The sequence below is a fragment of the Colwellia sp. SU-HH00943 genome, from assembly GCF_057546125.1.
In genome coordinates, this window is the sequence record NZ_BAAJLW010000004.1 from 472,641 (window position 1) to 489,031 (window position 16,391).

A 16,391-nucleotide genomic window follows, 5' to 3' on the forward strand; every position below is an offset into this window, starting at 1 on the left:
AGTGTCATTACATAGAAGCAAACGCGCTTCATGTGATAGGTACTTCGAATCATATTAACCAATACACAGTAAACAGGATCAGGTTATGACAAAAAATACTATAATTAACTCATGCATTTTAGCGTTTAGTTGTTGTGTTTCTTTTACTGGTTTTAGTAAAAATACCAGCAATGGATTTATAGACGATAGCGCCAATGCACAAGGTAAAGCATTAGTAGAGCAACACTGTATCGCCTGTCACCGTGCCAATTTAATCACTAGAAGCTCAGGCTATAGTTATGAAGATTGGAAAGCATTAACGCAAACCATGATTGATTTATCAAAGACACCTGATATTCAACAACAAATATTGAGCTACCTTGCTAGTAATTATGCGCCCAATACTCATCGAGCAGCAAAACTTATAGAGGGTGACAGTAAAATCAGTTTTACTCAATGGCAACCACCTACACTCGGGCAACGCCCTCGCGACCCAATAGAAGGTCATGATGGTGCAATTTGGTGGGCAGGACAACGCGCTAATCTTATAGGTAGACTTGATCCTAAATCAGGGGTGATGACAGAATACATACTGCCCCCAAATGCTATGCCACATACCGTTACAACCGATAAAATGGGCAATATTTGGTATACGGGAAATAAAAATGGCAGTGTCGGAAAATTAGACATTAACACTAAGAAAATTACCGAATATAAAATGCCCGACAAGCAAGCTAAAGACCCTCACAGCGCTATTTTCGACAATAATGGCATACTCTGGTTCACCCTCCAGCACAGCAATATGATTGGTCGTTTAGATCCCACAAACGGTGACATAAAACTAGTCACTATGAATGCACCACGTTCTAAGCCTTACGGCATAAAAATCGATGATAATGGGGTTCCTTGGGTTGCTTGTAATGGCAGAAATTGCCTCGTCAAAGTTAACCCCGACACCATGGAGTTAACCGATATTATGCTCCCTGAAAAAAACAGTAGAGTACGCCGCCTTGATATTGCCGATGACGGTATGATTTGGTTTGTGAATTCGGCTTTAGGGCGGATAGGAAAATACGATCCAAGTACAGGCAAAATAAAAGAGTGGTCCTCACCAAGTGGCAGTAAATCACACCCTTATGCAATCGCCGTGGTTGACGGTGTCGTTTGGTATAATGAATCAGGCATGAGACCTGATCCGCTCGTGCGATTTGATCCAAAAACCGAAACATTTCAAAGTTGGGCAATCCCTTCAGGTGACGTTTTTGCAGGAATAATCAGGCACATGCGCCCCACACGTGACGGTGATTTACTAATTCACCAAAGTAGCAGCAACAAAGTGCTCAGGGTAAATATTCATTAGTAACTAACTTTGCTCCCCAACCGCCTCGTTAATAACCAAGGGGAGCGCTAAATTACTCAGATGAAATAAAGAACTATGGCTATATGGTTTTACTTGAATACTGAAGTAAGGCTTTCACCGCAGGTAAATCCACCACTTTATCGTCAACCTTTAAATAGGCAATAATTTGACTAGTGTCGATAGCGTTTTCAACACCGCCATCTTGTACTAATGTGGCTTCGATGACTCCAGGCATATTGATTAATAATTCAGCCACTTCATCCGCTTTTGCTTCATTCTCGATATTGGTCGCAAAACTAAAACTTTTAGATTTTTTCAGTTGTTGCATGCCAAAACTCAGCCCTAACCAGATAAGACAAATTATAGCCATGGTTAAGAAAATAGCTTTTTCGCCATGTTGACTAGCAATATAGCCGCCAATAAGACCACCTACAAAAGCCCCTAAAAACTGACTACTTGAAAAAATCCCCATCACACTGCCTTTAACGCCAGCAGGCGCTATACGGGATAAAATTGATGGCATAGTGGCTTCTAAATAATTAAAAGCGGTGAAAAATAACACCACAGAAAACACCAAACTCCAAAAGCCCGTAGGTAATAACCAAAGCAAAAGTAATGCAATGGTCAGTAAAGCCACAGCGCCACTAAACATAGGTTTTTCTTTTTGCTTTTTCATGGCAAAAATCATGAAAGGCACCATTAAAAAGAAAGAGCCTAATAAGGTAGGTAAATAAATTTGCCAGTGATCTTCAAGCGCTAAACCGCTAGCGACAAACTGTTTAGGTAAGGTTACAAAACAAGCAGTTAACGCCATATGCAGAATAAACACACCCCAATTTAATCGTGACAATTGTGGATGACGAATCAGCTTACCTATTTGCTCAGGCAAGGCAACACTATCTCCTCGTGGCGCTTTATTTACTGAGTAAGGCACCATGAATTGAATCAACAACATAGCCACAATGGTTAACAGTCCAGTAAACCAAAACAAGCCACTTAAACCAAAGGCATCAGCAACAATAGGTCCTAGAATCATGGCAAACGTAAAAGACAGGCCAATGAACATACCAATAGTTGCCATAACTTTAGGTCGTTGTTCTTCTCGTGTTAAATCCGCAGCTAATGCTAATATGGCACTCGCTATAGCACCCATACCTTGCAAGGCTCGCCCGATAACGACACCGTAAATACTGGTGGAAAGTGCTGCCACCACACTACCAATTAAAAACACCACTAAACCCGCCATAATGACTGGCTTTCGGCCGTATTTATCAGATAAGATCCCCATAGGAATTTGCAATAACGCTTGCGTTAAACCATAAGCGCCAATCGCTACCCCTAACCATAATGGGTTATAGCCAGTTAGTTGTTCACCATAAATAGCAAACACGGGCAAAATCATAAATAGCCCTAACATTCGCACACCAAAAACACTGGCGAGAGAAAATGCGGCTTTTTTCTCGATACGGTTTAAACCTGAAACACTCATTGAATCCTGCACTTAAGAGTTATGAAAATCAAAAAAATCGCGCTAGTTTACCATGCAATTTAAAACAACAACATAAACTAGAACAATAAAGCTGCTACGCAAGCAATAACAACAGCAAAAACTAAATTGAGCACTAAGCCTGCTTGCATCATTTTCTTTTGTGGTACAAGTCCCGATGAAAAAACAATAACTTTTGCGAACCATAAACGAGCACCTAAACTTTTAGTCATGTATTTAACGTTAAACTACCTTCAAATAACAATAAAAATCCCTAGTTGGCTTTACTGACAAACTAATCACTACGTATATTAATAATTCAACTGCAATCGAATTTTAGTTCTTATATAACGCCTTTATTGATAAGCTCTTTTGAAGAACCTAATTAAAAAGGATGATAATAAATGCTCTTTTCAAAGTTTACACGCCACATTAAGTCTCAAAACTGGCTAGGTGTTTTATTAGACTTTTTAGTGGTGGTGATAGGAATTTTTGTTGGGTTACAAGCAGCAGATTGGAATCAATCTCGTCTTGATCGTAAAGAAGAAAACTATCAATTGCAGTTTTTGTATGAAGAGCTAGTCAATAATAGAAACACCCACCAAGTAGAGCTAAAAGAATACCAAGACATATTAGAAAAAAGCTTTGTAGTCAGCACGTTATTAACCAAAAACAACTGGAGTCATGAAGAAAGAAAGGCCTTTGAACAAAATATTTTTTCACTATTTAGTTTTTGGGGCGCGTCTTTTCGTCCTGTGTCTCTAAGGCGATTAATTGACGATGGAAAATTAGATCTAATTAAATCAAAGCCGTTACAAAAAGCTATTCTTCAATTTGAAAATGCTTACCTCGAAGCTATCGAACAAACAAAATACTCAGATGGAAATTCGATGGTTGTCACACCCAAAATCACTGCATCAATAAAATTTGTTGGCAGAGATATTGTCAGTACAGATGATGAATTGCTTAATCATGAAATACTTCGTGGTGTAGTACGAGATAAAGCTATACTCCAACGCATACAAATAGATACCTTGGTTGAATTACAGAATGAACGACAAAAGTTAATTGACACGCTAGAAAAGCTAATAAAATAACGAAGCAATTTCAATGTCTAGGTCAATCACCTTTTAGCTGTTCAAATGAATAAAATAAAAGCATTTATAACACTGAACATCACGCTTAACTATGACATAATACACGGCTGTGATTTTGCTTATGTTGTGGATTAAGAAAGAATGAAGAATATAGAAGTCAGAGGGGCGCGTACCCATAACCTTAAAGATATTAGTTTAGAGATCCCTCGAGATAAATTAATTGTTATTACAGGGTTATCTGGCTCAGGTAAATCATCGCTAGCTTTTGATACCCTTTATGCTGAAGGTCAACGTCGATACGTTGAGTCGCTTTCGGCCTATGCACGTCAATTTTTATCTTTAATGGAAAAGCCCGATGTCGATCACATTGAAGGCTTATCCCCAGCTATATCTATCGAACAAAAATCCACATCACATAACCCGCGTTCAACCGTTGGCACCATCACAGAAATTTATGATTATTTGCGTTTACTATACGCACGTGTAGGCGAGCCACGCTGCCCAACTCACAAACAACCATTAGCAGCACAAACAGTCTCTCAGATGGTTGATAAAGTATTAGAGCTTGAAGAAGGCACGAAAGTCATGCTTCTTGCGCCCGTGCTACAAAATCGTAAGGGTGAACATATCAAGTTACTTGATAACTTAGCCGCGCAAGGCTTCATTCGCGCTCGTATTGATGGCGAAGTATGTGATTTATCAGATCCACCAACATTAGAGTTACATAAAAAACACACCATTGAGGTAGTGGTTGACCGCTTAAAAGTGCGTGATGATATTCAATTACGTTTATCTGAATCTTTTGAAACAGCACTCGGTTTAACAGCAGGCACAGCTAAAGTTGCCTTTATGGATGAACCTGACAAAGAAGAGCTATTATTCTCTGCTAATTTTGCATGCCCACATTGTGGTTACAGCATGCAAGAGTTAGAGCCAAGGTTATTTTCATTCAATAACCCTGCAGGTGCTTGTCAAACCTGTGATGGCTTAGGTATCGAGCAATTCTTTGACAGTAACCGCATTATCGCTAATGACGAGTTAAGCCTTTCTGGCGGCGCAATTCGTGGTTGGGACAAACGTAATTTTTATTATTTTCAAATGCTGCAAGCCTTAGCTGAACACTATGGTTTTGCCATTGACAAACCCTTTAAAGATTTGACAGAAGAAGCGCGTCAAGTTGTGCTTTATGGTAGTGGCGATCAAGAAATTGAATTTAAGTACATGAATGATCGCGGCGATGTGGTCTTTCGAAAACACCCTTTCGAAGGGATTATCAACAACATGCAACGCCGTTACAAAGAAACTGAATCAAACGCTGTGCGTGATGAGCTTTCCAAATACTTAAATAGTCAGCATTGCCCTGATTGTAATGGTAGTCGTTTGCGCCTAGAAGCACGTAATGTCTTTATTAGTGATACACCACTGCCCATTGTTGCTGAATACTCTATCGCTGATGCCCTTGAATTCTTCCTAGGCTTGAACTTAACTGGCCAAAAAGCGCAAGTAGCTGAAAAAATACTCAAAGAAATTAATGAGCGCTTAGGCTTTTTAGTGAATGTTGGTCTTAATTACTTAAACTTATCACGCGGCGCAAACACACTTTCAGGTGGAGAAGCACAACGTATTCGCTTAGCCAGTCAAATAGGTGCTGGCCTAGTGGGCGTAATGTATGTATTAGATGAGCCATCAATTGGTTTACATCAACGTGATAATGAACGTTTACTTAATACACTTATTCACCTGAGAGATTTAGGTAATACCGTAATAGTTGTTGAGCATGATGAAGATGCCATCAGAGCCGCAGACTTTGTTATTGATATTGGCCCAGGAGCTGGCGTACATGGTGGTGAAATTATTGCCCAAGGTACAGTAAAAGACATATTAAAAAGTAAAGACTCACTAACGGGTAAATACCTATCAGGTGAAGAGTGCATTGAAATACCCAATAAACGCTACCCGTTTGACAAAAAGAAAGTTGTCGAGTTAACAGGGGCTAATGGCAATAATTTAAAAGATGTGGATTTAGTTATTCCAAACGGTTTAATGACCTGTATTACCGGTGTTTCGGGCTCAGGAAAATCAACCTTAATCAACGACACTTTATATAAACTAGCGCACATTGAACTGAACGGTGCCACCGTGGATGAACCTGCGCCTTACAAGTCCATTACTGGCTTAGAGCATTTAGATAAAGTCATCGATATTGATCAAAGCCCTATTGGAAGAACACCCCGTTCAAATCCTGCCACCTATACAGGAATATTCACAGCTATTCGTGATATTTTTGCTGCTACACAAGAAGCACGCTCTCGCGGATATAAACCGGGACGCTTTAGTTTTAATGTGAAAGGTGGCCGTTGTGAAGCCTGTCAGGGTGACGGTTTAATTAAAGTAGAAATGCATTTTTTACCTGACGTCTATGTACCTTGTGATGTTTGTAAATCTAAGCGTTATAACCGAGAAACCCTAGAAGTGTTATACAAGGGTAAGAATATTCATGAAACCTTGGATATGACTATTGAAGATGCGTTTGAATTTTTCAGCGCTATCCCAGCAGTTAAGCGTAAACTACAAACCTTACTTGATGTTGGCTTAGGCTATATTAAGTTAGGTCAATCAGCGACAACCCTTTCAGGGGGTGAAGCACAACGGGTTAAACTCTCAAAAGAGCTATCAAAGCGCGATACTGGCAAAACTTTATATATTTTAGATGAGCCCACTACAGGCTTACATTTTCATGATATTAAACAGCTACTTCAGGTTATTCATCGTCTGCGTGACCACGGTAATACCATTGTCGTGATCGAGCATAATTTAGATGTGATCAAAACAGCAGACTGGATTGTTGATTTAGGTCCTGAAGGCGGCTCAGGCGGAGGACAAATATTAGTCACAGGTACACCTGAACAAGTCGCAGAGCATAAAACCTCTCATACCGCTCGCTTTTTAAAGCCATTGTTAAGTAAGTAAGGTTAAGGGATATCATATGGTTATCGTAAAAGATTCCGCAAGGTTAACCTTTCGTCTAATGAGTGAAGCAGATGCCCATGCGCTTTGGCAATTAGATCAAGATCCTGAGGTAATGCAGTTTATTAATGGCGGTAAGCCTAATAGTATGGAAACCATTAACACGGTTTTCATCCCACGAATGCTCTCTTATTTGAATGCTGAAAAAGGCTGGGGCATTTGGCAAGCCTCAGATAAAAGCAATCAAGAATATTTAGGTTGGGTGCTGGCTAGGCCAATGGCATTTTTTACTGACTCACCTAAATTTAATGATATTGAATTAGGCTGGCGATTTTTTAAAAAGTCTTGGGGCAAAGGCTATGCAACAGAAGCCGCTACCGCAATAAAAGATGCCATAGAAAAGCAAACCCATATTGACTATTTTTCAGCGTTAGCTATAGAAGATAACCTTGGCTCTATTGGTGTCATGAAAAATATCGGTATGCACTTTGTGAAGCAATACCTTCATCAAGATCCCATAGGTAACTTTAACGCTGTACACTACCAAATGTCAGTAAAATAGCTTACTCTGAACATTGCATTTATCAACAAAATAACTAAACCACTGAAAGATATGAAAAATACTCAACACTACCCCAATATCCTTATTTATTTACTTGCCTTTACTAGCGGCTTTAGCATCATGGGTATTGAATTATTAGGCGGTAGAATACTCGCGCCATTTTTTGGTAGCTCAGTACATATTTGGGGCAGTATCATTACTGTTTTTATGCTCAGCTTATCATTAGGCTATTTATTAGGAGGAAAACTGTCAACACGCTCCCCCTCTCTAACAATCTATGGCATTATATTTCTTCTTGCTGCAATTACATTGTTACCAATCGCCTTGGTTAGCCAGGGTATCATGGAAGCTATTTTTCTTAATATAGAAGACTCTCGTTATGGCTCATTATTAGCCTCTATGGCTTTGTTTTTCATCCCAACAGTTATCTTAGGTATGCTGTCACCTTATTCAGTACGTTTATTGGTGAAAAGCTCTGATGAAAGTGGTCAAGTGGCTGGCAAACTTTACTTTGTATCGACACTCGGTAGCGCTTTAGGGACTATATTTACCTCATTCTATTTTATTTTATGGTTTGATATTAATAATATTGTCTTTGCTTATTGCGCGATTCTAGCCTGTTTAGGTGTACTCGCCATTGTGATTAATAAGCTTGGCCATTCACGTCAAATGGAGTTAAGCCATGTTTAAGTACATCACACTCTTCATATTCATTTTATTTCTCACTTCGTCTTTTGCAGACGCTAAAATAGTACATAAAGAACGCTCGCTGTATCGCAATATATTAGTCGAAGATAAAGGCGATTTGCGTTGTCTTAAGTTCAATGTCAAAAGTACTAAAACCCAACAAAGCTGCTTTTTGAAAAGCCAACCGGAAAAGCTGGTTTTTAATTACACGAAATTATTAATGTCTAGCTTATTGTTAAATCCTGAGCCAAAGCGCATTTTAATTATAGGTTTAGGAGGCGGCACTATGTCTAACACCCTGACTGAGCTCTACCCCAACAGTAAAATTGATAATATTGAAATTGATGACGCTGTAATTAAGGTCGCTCGTGAGTATTTTGGTTTTGTTGAAAATGACAATATAAAAACGTATAGCCAAGATGGTCGCATTTTTATAAAACGCGCCCTGCTGAAGAAGCAAAGCTACGACTGGATTATTTTAGACGCTTTTAACGGCGACTATATTCCTGAGCACTTATTAACAAAAGAGTTTTTACAAGAAACCAAGTCGCTACTTAGCGAAGATGGCATTCTTAGCGCAAACACCTTTTCACTCAGTGAACTGTATGCGCATGAGTCAGCAACATATCATGCCGTTTTTGGTGACTTCATTCAGGTTTCCAACCAAAAGAATTCCAACCGCATTATCTTAACGGGTAAAAAGCCATTCACTAAACAGAGTATCAATGCTGAACTTATTACACAGCTTAATGAACGTTTAGCGCCTTATAATGTTGATATCGAATCACTTTATAACAATATGGAAAACACCAGAGATCATCAGGATTGGCCAAGTGACACACGCATATTGACCGATCAGTTTTCACCAGCTAATTTATTAAATAGCAATTAATGCCTAAAAATCAGTTACAAACCAAGGGCTAGCCTAAAGTCTAATAGCAATAAGTTGTCGACATTTTATACTAATTTCATAAAATTATTATAAGTGAGGCAGCCCATGGGATTTTTAGAACAACAGCAGAAAGCTAACAACAACACTGAATTGTATTGGAAAGAGCAAGCAGAGCTTGTTTCTTGGTATAAAGCTCCTAACAAAATATTGTCGACAAATTCCGAGGGTTGGCATGACTGGTTTGCTGATGGGGAGCTGAACACTTGTTACCTCGCTTTAGATCTTCACATTGAACAAGGGCGTGGCGATCAAACTGCGCTCATCTATGATTCTCCGGTAACCAATAGCCAACAAACATTTTCTTACTACCAGTTAACAGACTTGGTGGCTAAATTTGCTCACGTTTTACAAAGCCAAGGGGTAACGAAAGGCGATCGTGTGCTCATTTATATGCCAATGATCCCTCAAGCTGTGATAGCCATGTTAGCAACTGCCCGCCTAGGCGCTGTCCACTCGGTTGTTTTTGGTGGCTTTGCTGCCAAAGAACTCGCGGTGCGTATTAACGATGCCGAGCCAAAAGTTATTATCAGTGCCAGTTGTGGTATTGAAATTGAGAAAATAATTCCCTATAAGCCTTTATTAGATCAAGCTATCGACATGGCGGAACATAAGCCAAGCAGTTGCATTATTTATCAGCGAGAGCAATTAACAGCTTCACTAGCCACTGGCTTAGATTTCGATTGGCAAACACTGATGGCTAATGCCAAAGAAGTCGCTCCTGTGCCAGTTAAAAGCACCGACCCTCTTTATATTTTATATACCTCTGGCACCACAGGTAAACCTAAAGGCGTCGTGAGAGATAATGGTGGACATGCAGTAGCTATGCTCTCTAGTATGAAAACAGTGTACGGAATGAATACTGGCGATACCTTTTGGGCAGCCTCTGATGTCGGCTGGGTTGTGGGCCATTCTTATATAGTATATGCACCATTAATGGCAGGCTGTACTAGCATTTTATATGAAGGAAAACCCATTAAAACACCTGATGCTGGCGCTTTTTGGCGGGTATGTGAGCAATATCAGGTCAATGCGCTTTTTAGTGCTCCAACAGCATTTAGAGCCATAGCCAAAGAAGATCCTGATGGTGCCCTACTTAAAGATTACGATTTGTCTCACTTAAGGCGTTTATACCTTGCCGGAGAGCGTTTAGATCCTGCAACTTATCACTGGTTAAAAGAAAAAACACAACTGCCTGTGATTGACCATTGGTGGCAAACAGAAACAGGTTGGGCAATTGCCAGCACACCATTTACTGATGAGAGTTGTGAAGAATTACTGGCAACAAAAGCTGGTTCTGCTGGCTTCCCTGTGCCAGGTTTTAATGTTGAAATACTAGATGCTTTTGGTAAAGCATTACCTGCCAACCAACAAGGAACAGTGGCGATAAAACTGCCTATGCCACCAGGTTGTTTAGCCACTATTTATAAAGATGCTGAACGCTTCAAAGCAAGTTACTTGTCGACACATGAAGGTTACTATATTACCGGTGATGGGGGGTATATTGATGATGAAGGCTATTTATTTATCATGGGAAGAACAGATGATGTCATCAATGTGGCAGGTCATCGCTTATCCACAGGTGAAATGGAAGAAGTGTTATCAAGCCATTATGCGGTAGCTGAATGCGCTGTGATTGGCATTCAATGTCCTTTAAAAGGACAGGTTCCTTTTGGGCTTGTCGTCATTAAAAATGGCATTGAGGAAAGTGATGAAATATTAACTAGCGCCTTAAAAAATAAAGTACGCGCTGAGATTGGTGCTATTGCGGCGTTAAAAGATGTCATTATTGCTGAGCGTTTACCTAAAACTCGCTCAGGCAAGATATTACGCAAAACCCTCAGGCAAATGATAGATGGTCAAGAGGTTGATATTCCCTCAACCATTGATGATCCACAAGTGTTAGATGAGCTTTCTCCGAGATTATCAGAAGTAAGCGTCAGCTGAGTTCAGCGTTTAAGTGCCTAATTGATATTTAAAGCGGTCATTGGGCATTAGCCATTGACCGCGTATCTGATTGGGGTGAAATACTTATGTGACTTGCTATAAGGTTTATTGCTTTTTCTTGAAAGTTAACTTGCTTCGAGTAGCCTTGTTATTGGTTTTATTTTCAGCCTTATTAACATGAATAGTTTGCTTAGGTTTTTTGTGACTTACCGCATTTTCTGGTGCTACCTTACTTGAGGTAGCAACAGCTAGGTTGATTTCAGTCATTTCTGCTTTCGTTAAATCACGCCATTGCCCTGGTTTTAATTGCCCAAGTTCCACATTCATGATGCGTGAACGCTTTAATTTTTTCACTTCATAACCTAAAAATTCACACATACGACGAATTTGTCGATTTAACCCTTGGGTTAAGATAATGGTGAACACAAAACGGCTCTTTACTCTCACGATACACGGCTTAGTAATCGTGCCTAAAATTGGCACACCACGAGACATACGCTCGACAAAACGCTCACTTAATGGCTTATCTACCGTGACAATATATTCTTTATCGTGGGCATTTTCAGCCCGCAAAATTTTATTAACAATATCACCATCGCTGGTCAAAAAAATTAAACCTTCTGAAGGTTTATCTAAACGGCCAATAGGAAATATTCGTTCTTTATGACCAATAGCATCAACAATATTGCCACGTACATGCTTTTCAGTGGTACAGGTAATACCGATAGGTTTGTTATAAGCAATATAAATACGATCAGACTTATTTTTTGCACTTGCTGCAATCGCTTTACCATCAACTTTTACTACATCACCGGGCAAAACCTTAGTGCCTAATTCAGGCAGTTTGCCATTTATAGTAACGCGCTCTTCTTCGATGAGCTTATCGGCACCACGACGTGAGCAAAATCCAGATTCACTAATATATTTATTTAAACGTTTGGCATTAACTGCATTATCAGACATGAAATTTTTATGCGTACTTTAAAGTTTTTAGCAGTATACTAAAAACCATGATTAATGTATCAAACATCTGTGATCGCTATGTTAATTTTTGCCCATCGTGGTGCTAGCGGCGTTGAGCCAGAAAATACGCTACGTGCTATTAAATCAGCATTACAGGCTGATGTTGACGGAATTGAAGTAGATATTCACCAAGTAGATAATACGCTTTTTGTGATTCATGATCGCTGGTTACACCGAACGACAACAGGTAACGGCCAATTATCCCATCATAGTTATGAACAGCTACGAACTTTAGATGCTGGCTTAGGTGAAGCCATTCCCACATTAGATGAAGTACTCACACTGGTGGCTGGCAAATGTACCATTAACCTTGAGATAAAAAGTATTAATAATATTGAGCTATTATTTTCTTATATTGATGATGCCATTGAAAATACCGAAATGTCTGTGAATGACATACTAATTTCATCCTTTAATCATCGTTTACTGTTTAATATTCACCATCAAAGATCAGAGTTTGCTATTGGTGCACTCACCGCCTGTTACCCACTAGAATATGCAAAATTCGCTGAGCAACTCAATGCTTACGCTGTTCACCTTGATGTTGACTTTATAAGTAAAGATTTTGTGCAAGATGCTCACAACCGCGGCTTAAAAGTCTTTGTTTATACGGTTGATGAGTTAGATGATATTAATGCTATGAAGGCACTGGGCGTTGATGGTATTTTCTCTAATTTCCCAACCAGAGCAAAAAGTCATGTTGCGCACTTAAAAGAAGTATCTTCCTGCTAATTGCCATTGTTTTTCAGTTAAATCGACAGGATCATGCTCGTAATAACGTGCAGGTCTATGACTATCAATATAGTTAAATTCTGCCGATAAAAACCAATGTTTAGTTAAACGGTAGCTATGATTTAGGGTGAGCGCTTGGCCATCTTCATTATTATTATCACCCCAAGTATTATCGTTATCAGTAACTGAGAAGTCTTCTACACGTACCGTGGTTTTATGCTTTTTGTTACCAATGACACTTTGCCAATTATAAGTAATAGCTACAAAGCCACTATCATAGTCATTATTAACCATATCAACCAGTTGCGGAGATTGCATTAAGGTACTGCCCGATAAGTATTGTGCAATGAATGAAACATTTTTTGACAAACGCCAGCTAGCACCTAAATGGAAAAATTCAGTTGCCCACCCGTACTGACCATTTTGTACTTTATAAGGAGTAGCATTATTATCATAATAGCCAACGGATAGCTTTCCTTTACCATGCAAAGCCCACTCACCGCGAACATGATAACCAAGGTTATGATCAACTTCTAAAAATGGTTTAGATTTACGGGCTTGGCCAGCAAGTGGCGCGCCCTCTGCAAGCGCTGGAAACCAAGGAAATTCTCGTGCTTCACCCCAAAGTGTTTGTCGACTACTCATAGTCCAGCCATGCCAAGCCAATAATGCACCAGCAGGGTCATTATTTAAAAACGTACTAGCCGAGAATGATAAATCAAAGTTGTTGCCATTCATTCGCCCTAAACGAGTGACTTTTAACTCTGCACCTAAACCTCGAATTTCTTCACCAATCCAAGTATTTAAGGTTGATGAATTCAATGTATCTTTACTTGCCCAAGCAAAAGCATTATTTTCTAACGAAATTTCGGGGTAAAAAATTCCCCCTTTAACTTGAAAGCGATAACCAGCAGAGTTTGGTAGCGACTTATACTTTACATAACCTTCTGTTAGCCCGAGTGCGCTATCTTCTTTATCAAGATAAGCGTTAAATACACCTTCAACACTTAAGCCATTATCCCATTCTGCGCCTAACTCAAGACCCGCTTGGGCAATAGAGAGTTGCTTGCCATCACTTAAGGCAAACTTCCCTTGCCCGCCCGCAATATACCCCTTATCTAAAGAGTCGATACTGCTGGCTCTAACATCTAAAATACCATGCGCTTTATAATCGACTCCTTTACTAGCTGAGGTAAAAAGCAATAACACTAGAGTAATTAAATAAACAAAAGCAGACTGTCTAATTATCACGTACGTTCCTCAGTGGTATTTTATAATTTAGGCATTTAGTTGTTCTAATAACCAAGACGTTAACTCACTTGCAGGTTTTGGTCTACTAATATAATAGCCTTGTGCTAATTCACAACCATGTTCAGCTAACCATGTCAGTGAAAATTCATCTTCAATACCTTCCGCCACAACATGTAACCCCATGTTATGGGCAAGTTCAATAGTAGAGCGTACAATAATTTGATCATCTTCATCTTGCTCTAAGCGTTGCACAAAAGATTTATCAATTTTTAATTCATGCACGGGTAATTGTTTTAACTGAGCTAAAGAGGAGTAACCGGTACCATAATCATCAATTGAAATTTTCATACCATGATTTTTAAAAGCACTTAATAGCTTAATTGCAGATTCAGGGTCTTCAACCACAGAGCTCTCTGTAACTTCTAAAGTAACCTTTTCTGGTGGTACATTTGCACTTGATAATGATTGAAAAATAAAATGATGAAAGTCAGCTTCTTTTAAATTTTCGGCGGAAATATTTACAGCAATATTGACGTTAATGCCTTGTGTTTGCCAAGTATTAAATTGTGCTAAGGCTGTAGTAAAAACCCAGCGAGTTAAGGCTTTAATTTGCCCTGTTTGTTCGGCAATATGAATAAAGTCATCGGGTGGTACCATACCTAAGGTTGGATGCTGCCATCTCACTAGTGCTTCAACATGCGTAACAATACGGGATTTCAGACATAATTTAGGTTGAAAGTGCAATTCAAGTTCGCCATCAGGTATGGCTTGTTTTAAATCATTTATCATACTTAAACGTTCAACAGAATTAACATCTAAATCTGATTGATAAACTTGTAACAACTTGCCTGTATCTCGAGTGTGGTGAAGGGCAGTATCCGCCATCTGTACTAAAGTTTTCGCGTTACTTGAATGCTCAGGTGAAATTGCTAAGCCCATACGTACTTGTAACTGTAAGCTAATTCCTTGATAGTCAAACATAGGCTCTAGCTTTGCTTGTATTTGGGCAACAATCTCATCTACTTCAAGGTCTTGTATTATTAAAACAAATTCATCCGCCCCTAAATGCACCAGTTGTTTAAAATAAGTGCCTTCGCATAGCAAAGTTAAACGACGAGCTAGCTCTTTAATGACATCATCACCAACATCATGGCCTAGCGTGTCATTCACGTCTTTTAAACGACTTAAGTTTAAATGTAATAATACAAAGCACTGCTGTTGCTGAGTGTAACTTTCCAGCAGTTTATTAAGGGCATTACGGTTAGGTAAATCTGTTAATGGATCATGGTTACCAAAATGAGTAATCGCTTTTTCGCGTTGCAGTACCGCCGCCTGCATTTGGTTAAATTCATCAGCTAATTGACCAATTTCATTTTTATCTGTCAAAGTCACTGTTTGTTGATAATCACCACTAGCAATTACTTTAGCTTGTGCAACCAAACGCTTAATTGGTTTGCTTATTGAGCCAGCAATTAAATAAGCACTTGTGAGGGACACAAACAAGGTTAATATTGCTAACATTAAAAATCGCCACCATTGCTCTTGTAACAGGGCAACAAAATTGGCTCGTAATCCATACATGATCACGCCAAGTTCTTGCTCATCATATTCAGTAATCAATGAATGAGTCGCAATATATTGCTCAGGAATCACACCTTGAAGTACTGCTTGAGCAAAAGCTAACTCTTGCGTTGGCATGCTATTTTCGTCGGAAGTGGCGACTAAACGCCATGAGTCATCATATTTGATGATAAAATCTGTATTTAAGTTGGTAATATTGGTAAATTCTCGCGCTAAGCGTTGGTCTATTTGAAAACCAAAGGCTATCCAACCTAGGGTTTTAGTACCAACGCTCACTGGCGATAAACTTAATTGATAAATATCTTCATCGATAATATATAGATGCGAAGATTGCCCAGACTCTAACCAATCAGTAAAACGAAAGGCAGTATCACGCTCTGAACCTTGTTTTATCTTACTGCGTGAATCATTGAGAAAATAACGTTGTAGCTGACCAATAATGACACCATCGGCAGAAATTGCCATGGCCAAATCAGCATCAATACGTTTTCTGTGGTTGTTTAAGGCAACTAATAAGCTGCGGGTGTCATCATTAAATACTTCTTTTAAACCATAATCTTTCGCTGCCGTTTCAGCGAAGGCCGCTAAATAATCTAAACGACGATCAAATAGCTCAGTAAAAATGGTTTTGGCTGTAGTTAACCGGTTATTTATTTCCGCGGCTTCTTGGTTTTTATTACCACTATATAAAGTCCAAAAAGCAATGGCTTGTACTATCAATAATAGTAAAACAAAAAATAAAAAAATCTTGTTTTGTAAGCGCTTCATGG

13 protein-coding genes are annotated in these 16,391 nt (G+C 39.1%); 8 read left to right on the forward strand and 5 right to left on the reverse strand.

Going from position 1 to position 16,391, the window contains the following annotated elements; genetic code table 11:
• Nucleotides 1-85: 85 nt before the first annotated feature.
• Entirely contained in the window at nt 86-1,339 is a 1,254-nt protein-coding gene (locus AC27GZ_RS13575; RefSeq protein ID WP_487095775.1) for a Vgb family protein, read from the forward strand.
• Nucleotides 1,340-1,418: 79 nt separating this feature from the next.
• Here the strand turns inward: AC27GZ_RS13575 and AC27GZ_RS13580 are convergent, their stop codons facing one another.
• Together AC27GZ_RS13580 and AC27GZ_RS13585 are read right to left on the reverse strand one after the other, a co-directional pair.
• On the reverse strand, nt 1,419-2,828 hold the full coding sequence (locus tag AC27GZ_RS13580) for an MFS transporter (protein WP_487095776.1): 1,410 nt from the start codon (nt 2,826-2,828) through the stop codon (nt 1,419-1,421).
• 77 nt (nt 2,829-2,905) lie between these two features.
• A complete protein-coding gene (locus AC27GZ_RS13585) occupies nt 2,906-3,058 on the reverse strand; it encodes a hypothetical protein (RefSeq protein WP_487095778.1) in 153 nt (50 codons plus the stop codon).
• A gap of 171 nt (nt 3,059-3,229) precedes the next feature.
• On the opposite strand from AC27GZ_RS13585, the gene AC27GZ_RS13590 reads away from it, so the two are divergent.
• From AC27GZ_RS13590 to AC27GZ_RS13615, 6 genes are all read left to right on the forward strand, one after another.
• Nucleotides 3,230-3,922, forward strand: a complete 693-nt coding sequence (locus tag AC27GZ_RS13590; protein WP_487095779.1) for a hypothetical protein — start codon at nt 3,230-3,232, stop codon at nt 3,920-3,922.
• A gap of 141 nt (nt 3,923-4,063) precedes the next feature.
• Complete coding sequence (uvrA, locus tag AC27GZ_RS13595) at nt 4,064-6,892, forward strand: excinuclease ABC subunit UvrA (RefSeq protein WP_487095780.1); 2,829 nt, start codon at nt 4,064-4,066, stop codon at nt 6,890-6,892.
• 16 nt (nt 6,893-6,908) lie between these two features.
• Complete coding sequence (locus AC27GZ_RS13600; protein WP_487095781.1) at nt 6,909-7,451, forward strand: GNAT family N-acetyltransferase; 543 nt, start codon at nt 6,909-6,911, stop codon at nt 7,449-7,451.
• Between the two features lie 51 nt (nt 7,452-7,502).
• Nucleotides 7,503-8,141, forward strand: coding sequence for a fused MFS/spermidine synthase (locus AC27GZ_RS13605; RefSeq protein ID WP_487095782.1), 639 nt, complete (start codon nt 7,503-7,505; stop codon nt 8,139-8,141).
• Nucleotides 8,134-9,030 carry a spermidine synthase gene (locus AC27GZ_RS13610; protein ID WP_487095783.1) on the forward strand — a complete coding sequence of 299 codons (897 nt, stop codon included), beginning with the start codon at nt 8,134-8,136 and terminating at the stop codon, nt 9,028-9,030. The genes AC27GZ_RS13605 and AC27GZ_RS13610 overlap by 8 nt, the downstream gene beginning before the upstream one ends.
• 105 nt (nt 9,031-9,135) lie before the next feature.
• A complete protein-coding gene (locus tag AC27GZ_RS13615; protein WP_487095784.1) occupies nt 9,136-11,034 on the forward strand; it encodes a propionyl-CoA synthetase in 1,899 nt (632 codons plus the stop codon).
• Nucleotides 11,035-11,139: 105 nt separating this feature from the next.
• On the opposite strand, the gene rluF is transcribed toward AC27GZ_RS13615, so the two are convergent.
• Nucleotides 11,140-11,997, reverse strand: coding sequence for a 23S rRNA pseudouridine(2604) synthase RluF (gene rluF / locus AC27GZ_RS13620; RefSeq protein WP_487095785.1), 858 nt, complete (start codon nt 11,995-11,997; stop codon nt 11,140-11,142).
• A 54-nt stretch (nt 11,998-12,051) separates the two neighbouring features.
• Here rluF and AC27GZ_RS13625 point away from each other — a divergent pair, with 54 nt between their 5' ends.
• A complete protein-coding gene (locus AC27GZ_RS13625) occupies nt 12,052-12,789 on the forward strand; it encodes a glycerophosphodiester phosphodiesterase (RefSeq protein WP_487095787.1) in 738 nt (245 codons plus the stop codon).
• On the opposite strand, the gene AC27GZ_RS13630 is transcribed toward AC27GZ_RS13625, so the two are convergent.
• Both AC27GZ_RS13630 and AC27GZ_RS13635 read right to left on the reverse strand, forming a co-directional pair.
• Entirely contained in the window at nt 12,766-14,040 is a 1,275-nt protein-coding gene (locus tag AC27GZ_RS13630; RefSeq protein ID WP_487095789.1) for a hypothetical protein, read from the reverse strand. The genes AC27GZ_RS13625 and AC27GZ_RS13630 overlap by 24 nt on opposite strands.
• 27 nt (nt 14,041-14,067) lie before the next feature.
• Nucleotides 14,068-16,389, reverse strand: a complete 2,322-nt coding sequence (locus AC27GZ_RS13635; RefSeq protein WP_487095791.1) for a bifunctional diguanylate cyclase/phosphodiesterase — start codon at nt 16,387-16,389, stop codon at nt 14,068-14,070.
• Nucleotides 16,390-16,391: the final 2 nt, after the last annotated feature.

What these genes read in the sequence shown, in the direction of transcription:
- AC27GZ_RS13575 (WP_487095775.1), top strand. Translation starts at nt 86, where the DNA reads ATGACAAAAAATACTATAATTAACTCATGCATTTTAGCGTTTAGTTGT.
- AC27GZ_RS13580 (WP_487095776.1), bottom strand. Translation starts at nt 2,828, where the DNA reads ATGAGTGTTTCAGGTTTAAACCGTATCGAGAAAAAAGCCGCATTTTCT.
- AC27GZ_RS13585 (WP_487095778.1), bottom strand. Translation starts at nt 3,058, where the DNA reads ATGACTAAAAGTTTAGGTGCTCGTTTATGGTTCGCAAAAGTTATTGTT.
- AC27GZ_RS13590 (WP_487095779.1), top strand. Translation starts at nt 3,230, where the DNA reads ATGCTCTTTTCAAAGTTTACACGCCACATTAAGTCTCAAAACTGGCTA.
- uvrA (WP_487095780.1), top strand. Translation starts at nt 4,064, where the DNA reads ATGAAGAATATAGAAGTCAGAGGGGCGCGTACCCATAACCTTAAAGAT.
- AC27GZ_RS13600 (WP_487095781.1), top strand. Translation starts at nt 6,909, where the DNA reads ATGGTTATCGTAAAAGATTCCGCAAGGTTAACCTTTCGTCTAATGAGT.
- AC27GZ_RS13605 (WP_487095782.1), top strand. Translation starts at nt 7,503, where the DNA reads ATGAAAAATACTCAACACTACCCCAATATCCTTATTTATTTACTTGCC.
- AC27GZ_RS13610 (WP_487095783.1), top strand. Translation starts at nt 8,134, where the DNA reads ATGTTTAAGTACATCACACTCTTCATATTCATTTTATTTCTCACTTCG.
- AC27GZ_RS13615 (WP_487095784.1), top strand. Translation starts at nt 9,136, where the DNA reads ATGGGATTTTTAGAACAACAGCAGAAAGCTAACAACAACACTGAATTG.
- rluF (WP_487095785.1), bottom strand. Translation starts at nt 11,997, where the DNA reads ATGTCTGATAATGCAGTTAATGCCAAACGTTTAAATAAATATATTAGT.
- AC27GZ_RS13625 (WP_487095787.1), top strand. Translation starts at nt 12,052, where the DNA reads ATGTATCAAACATCTGTGATCGCTATGTTAATTTTTGCCCATCGTGGT.
- AC27GZ_RS13635 (WP_487095791.1), bottom strand. Translation starts at nt 16,389, where the DNA reads ATGAAGCGCTTACAAAACAAGATTTTTTTATTTTTTGTTTTACTATTA.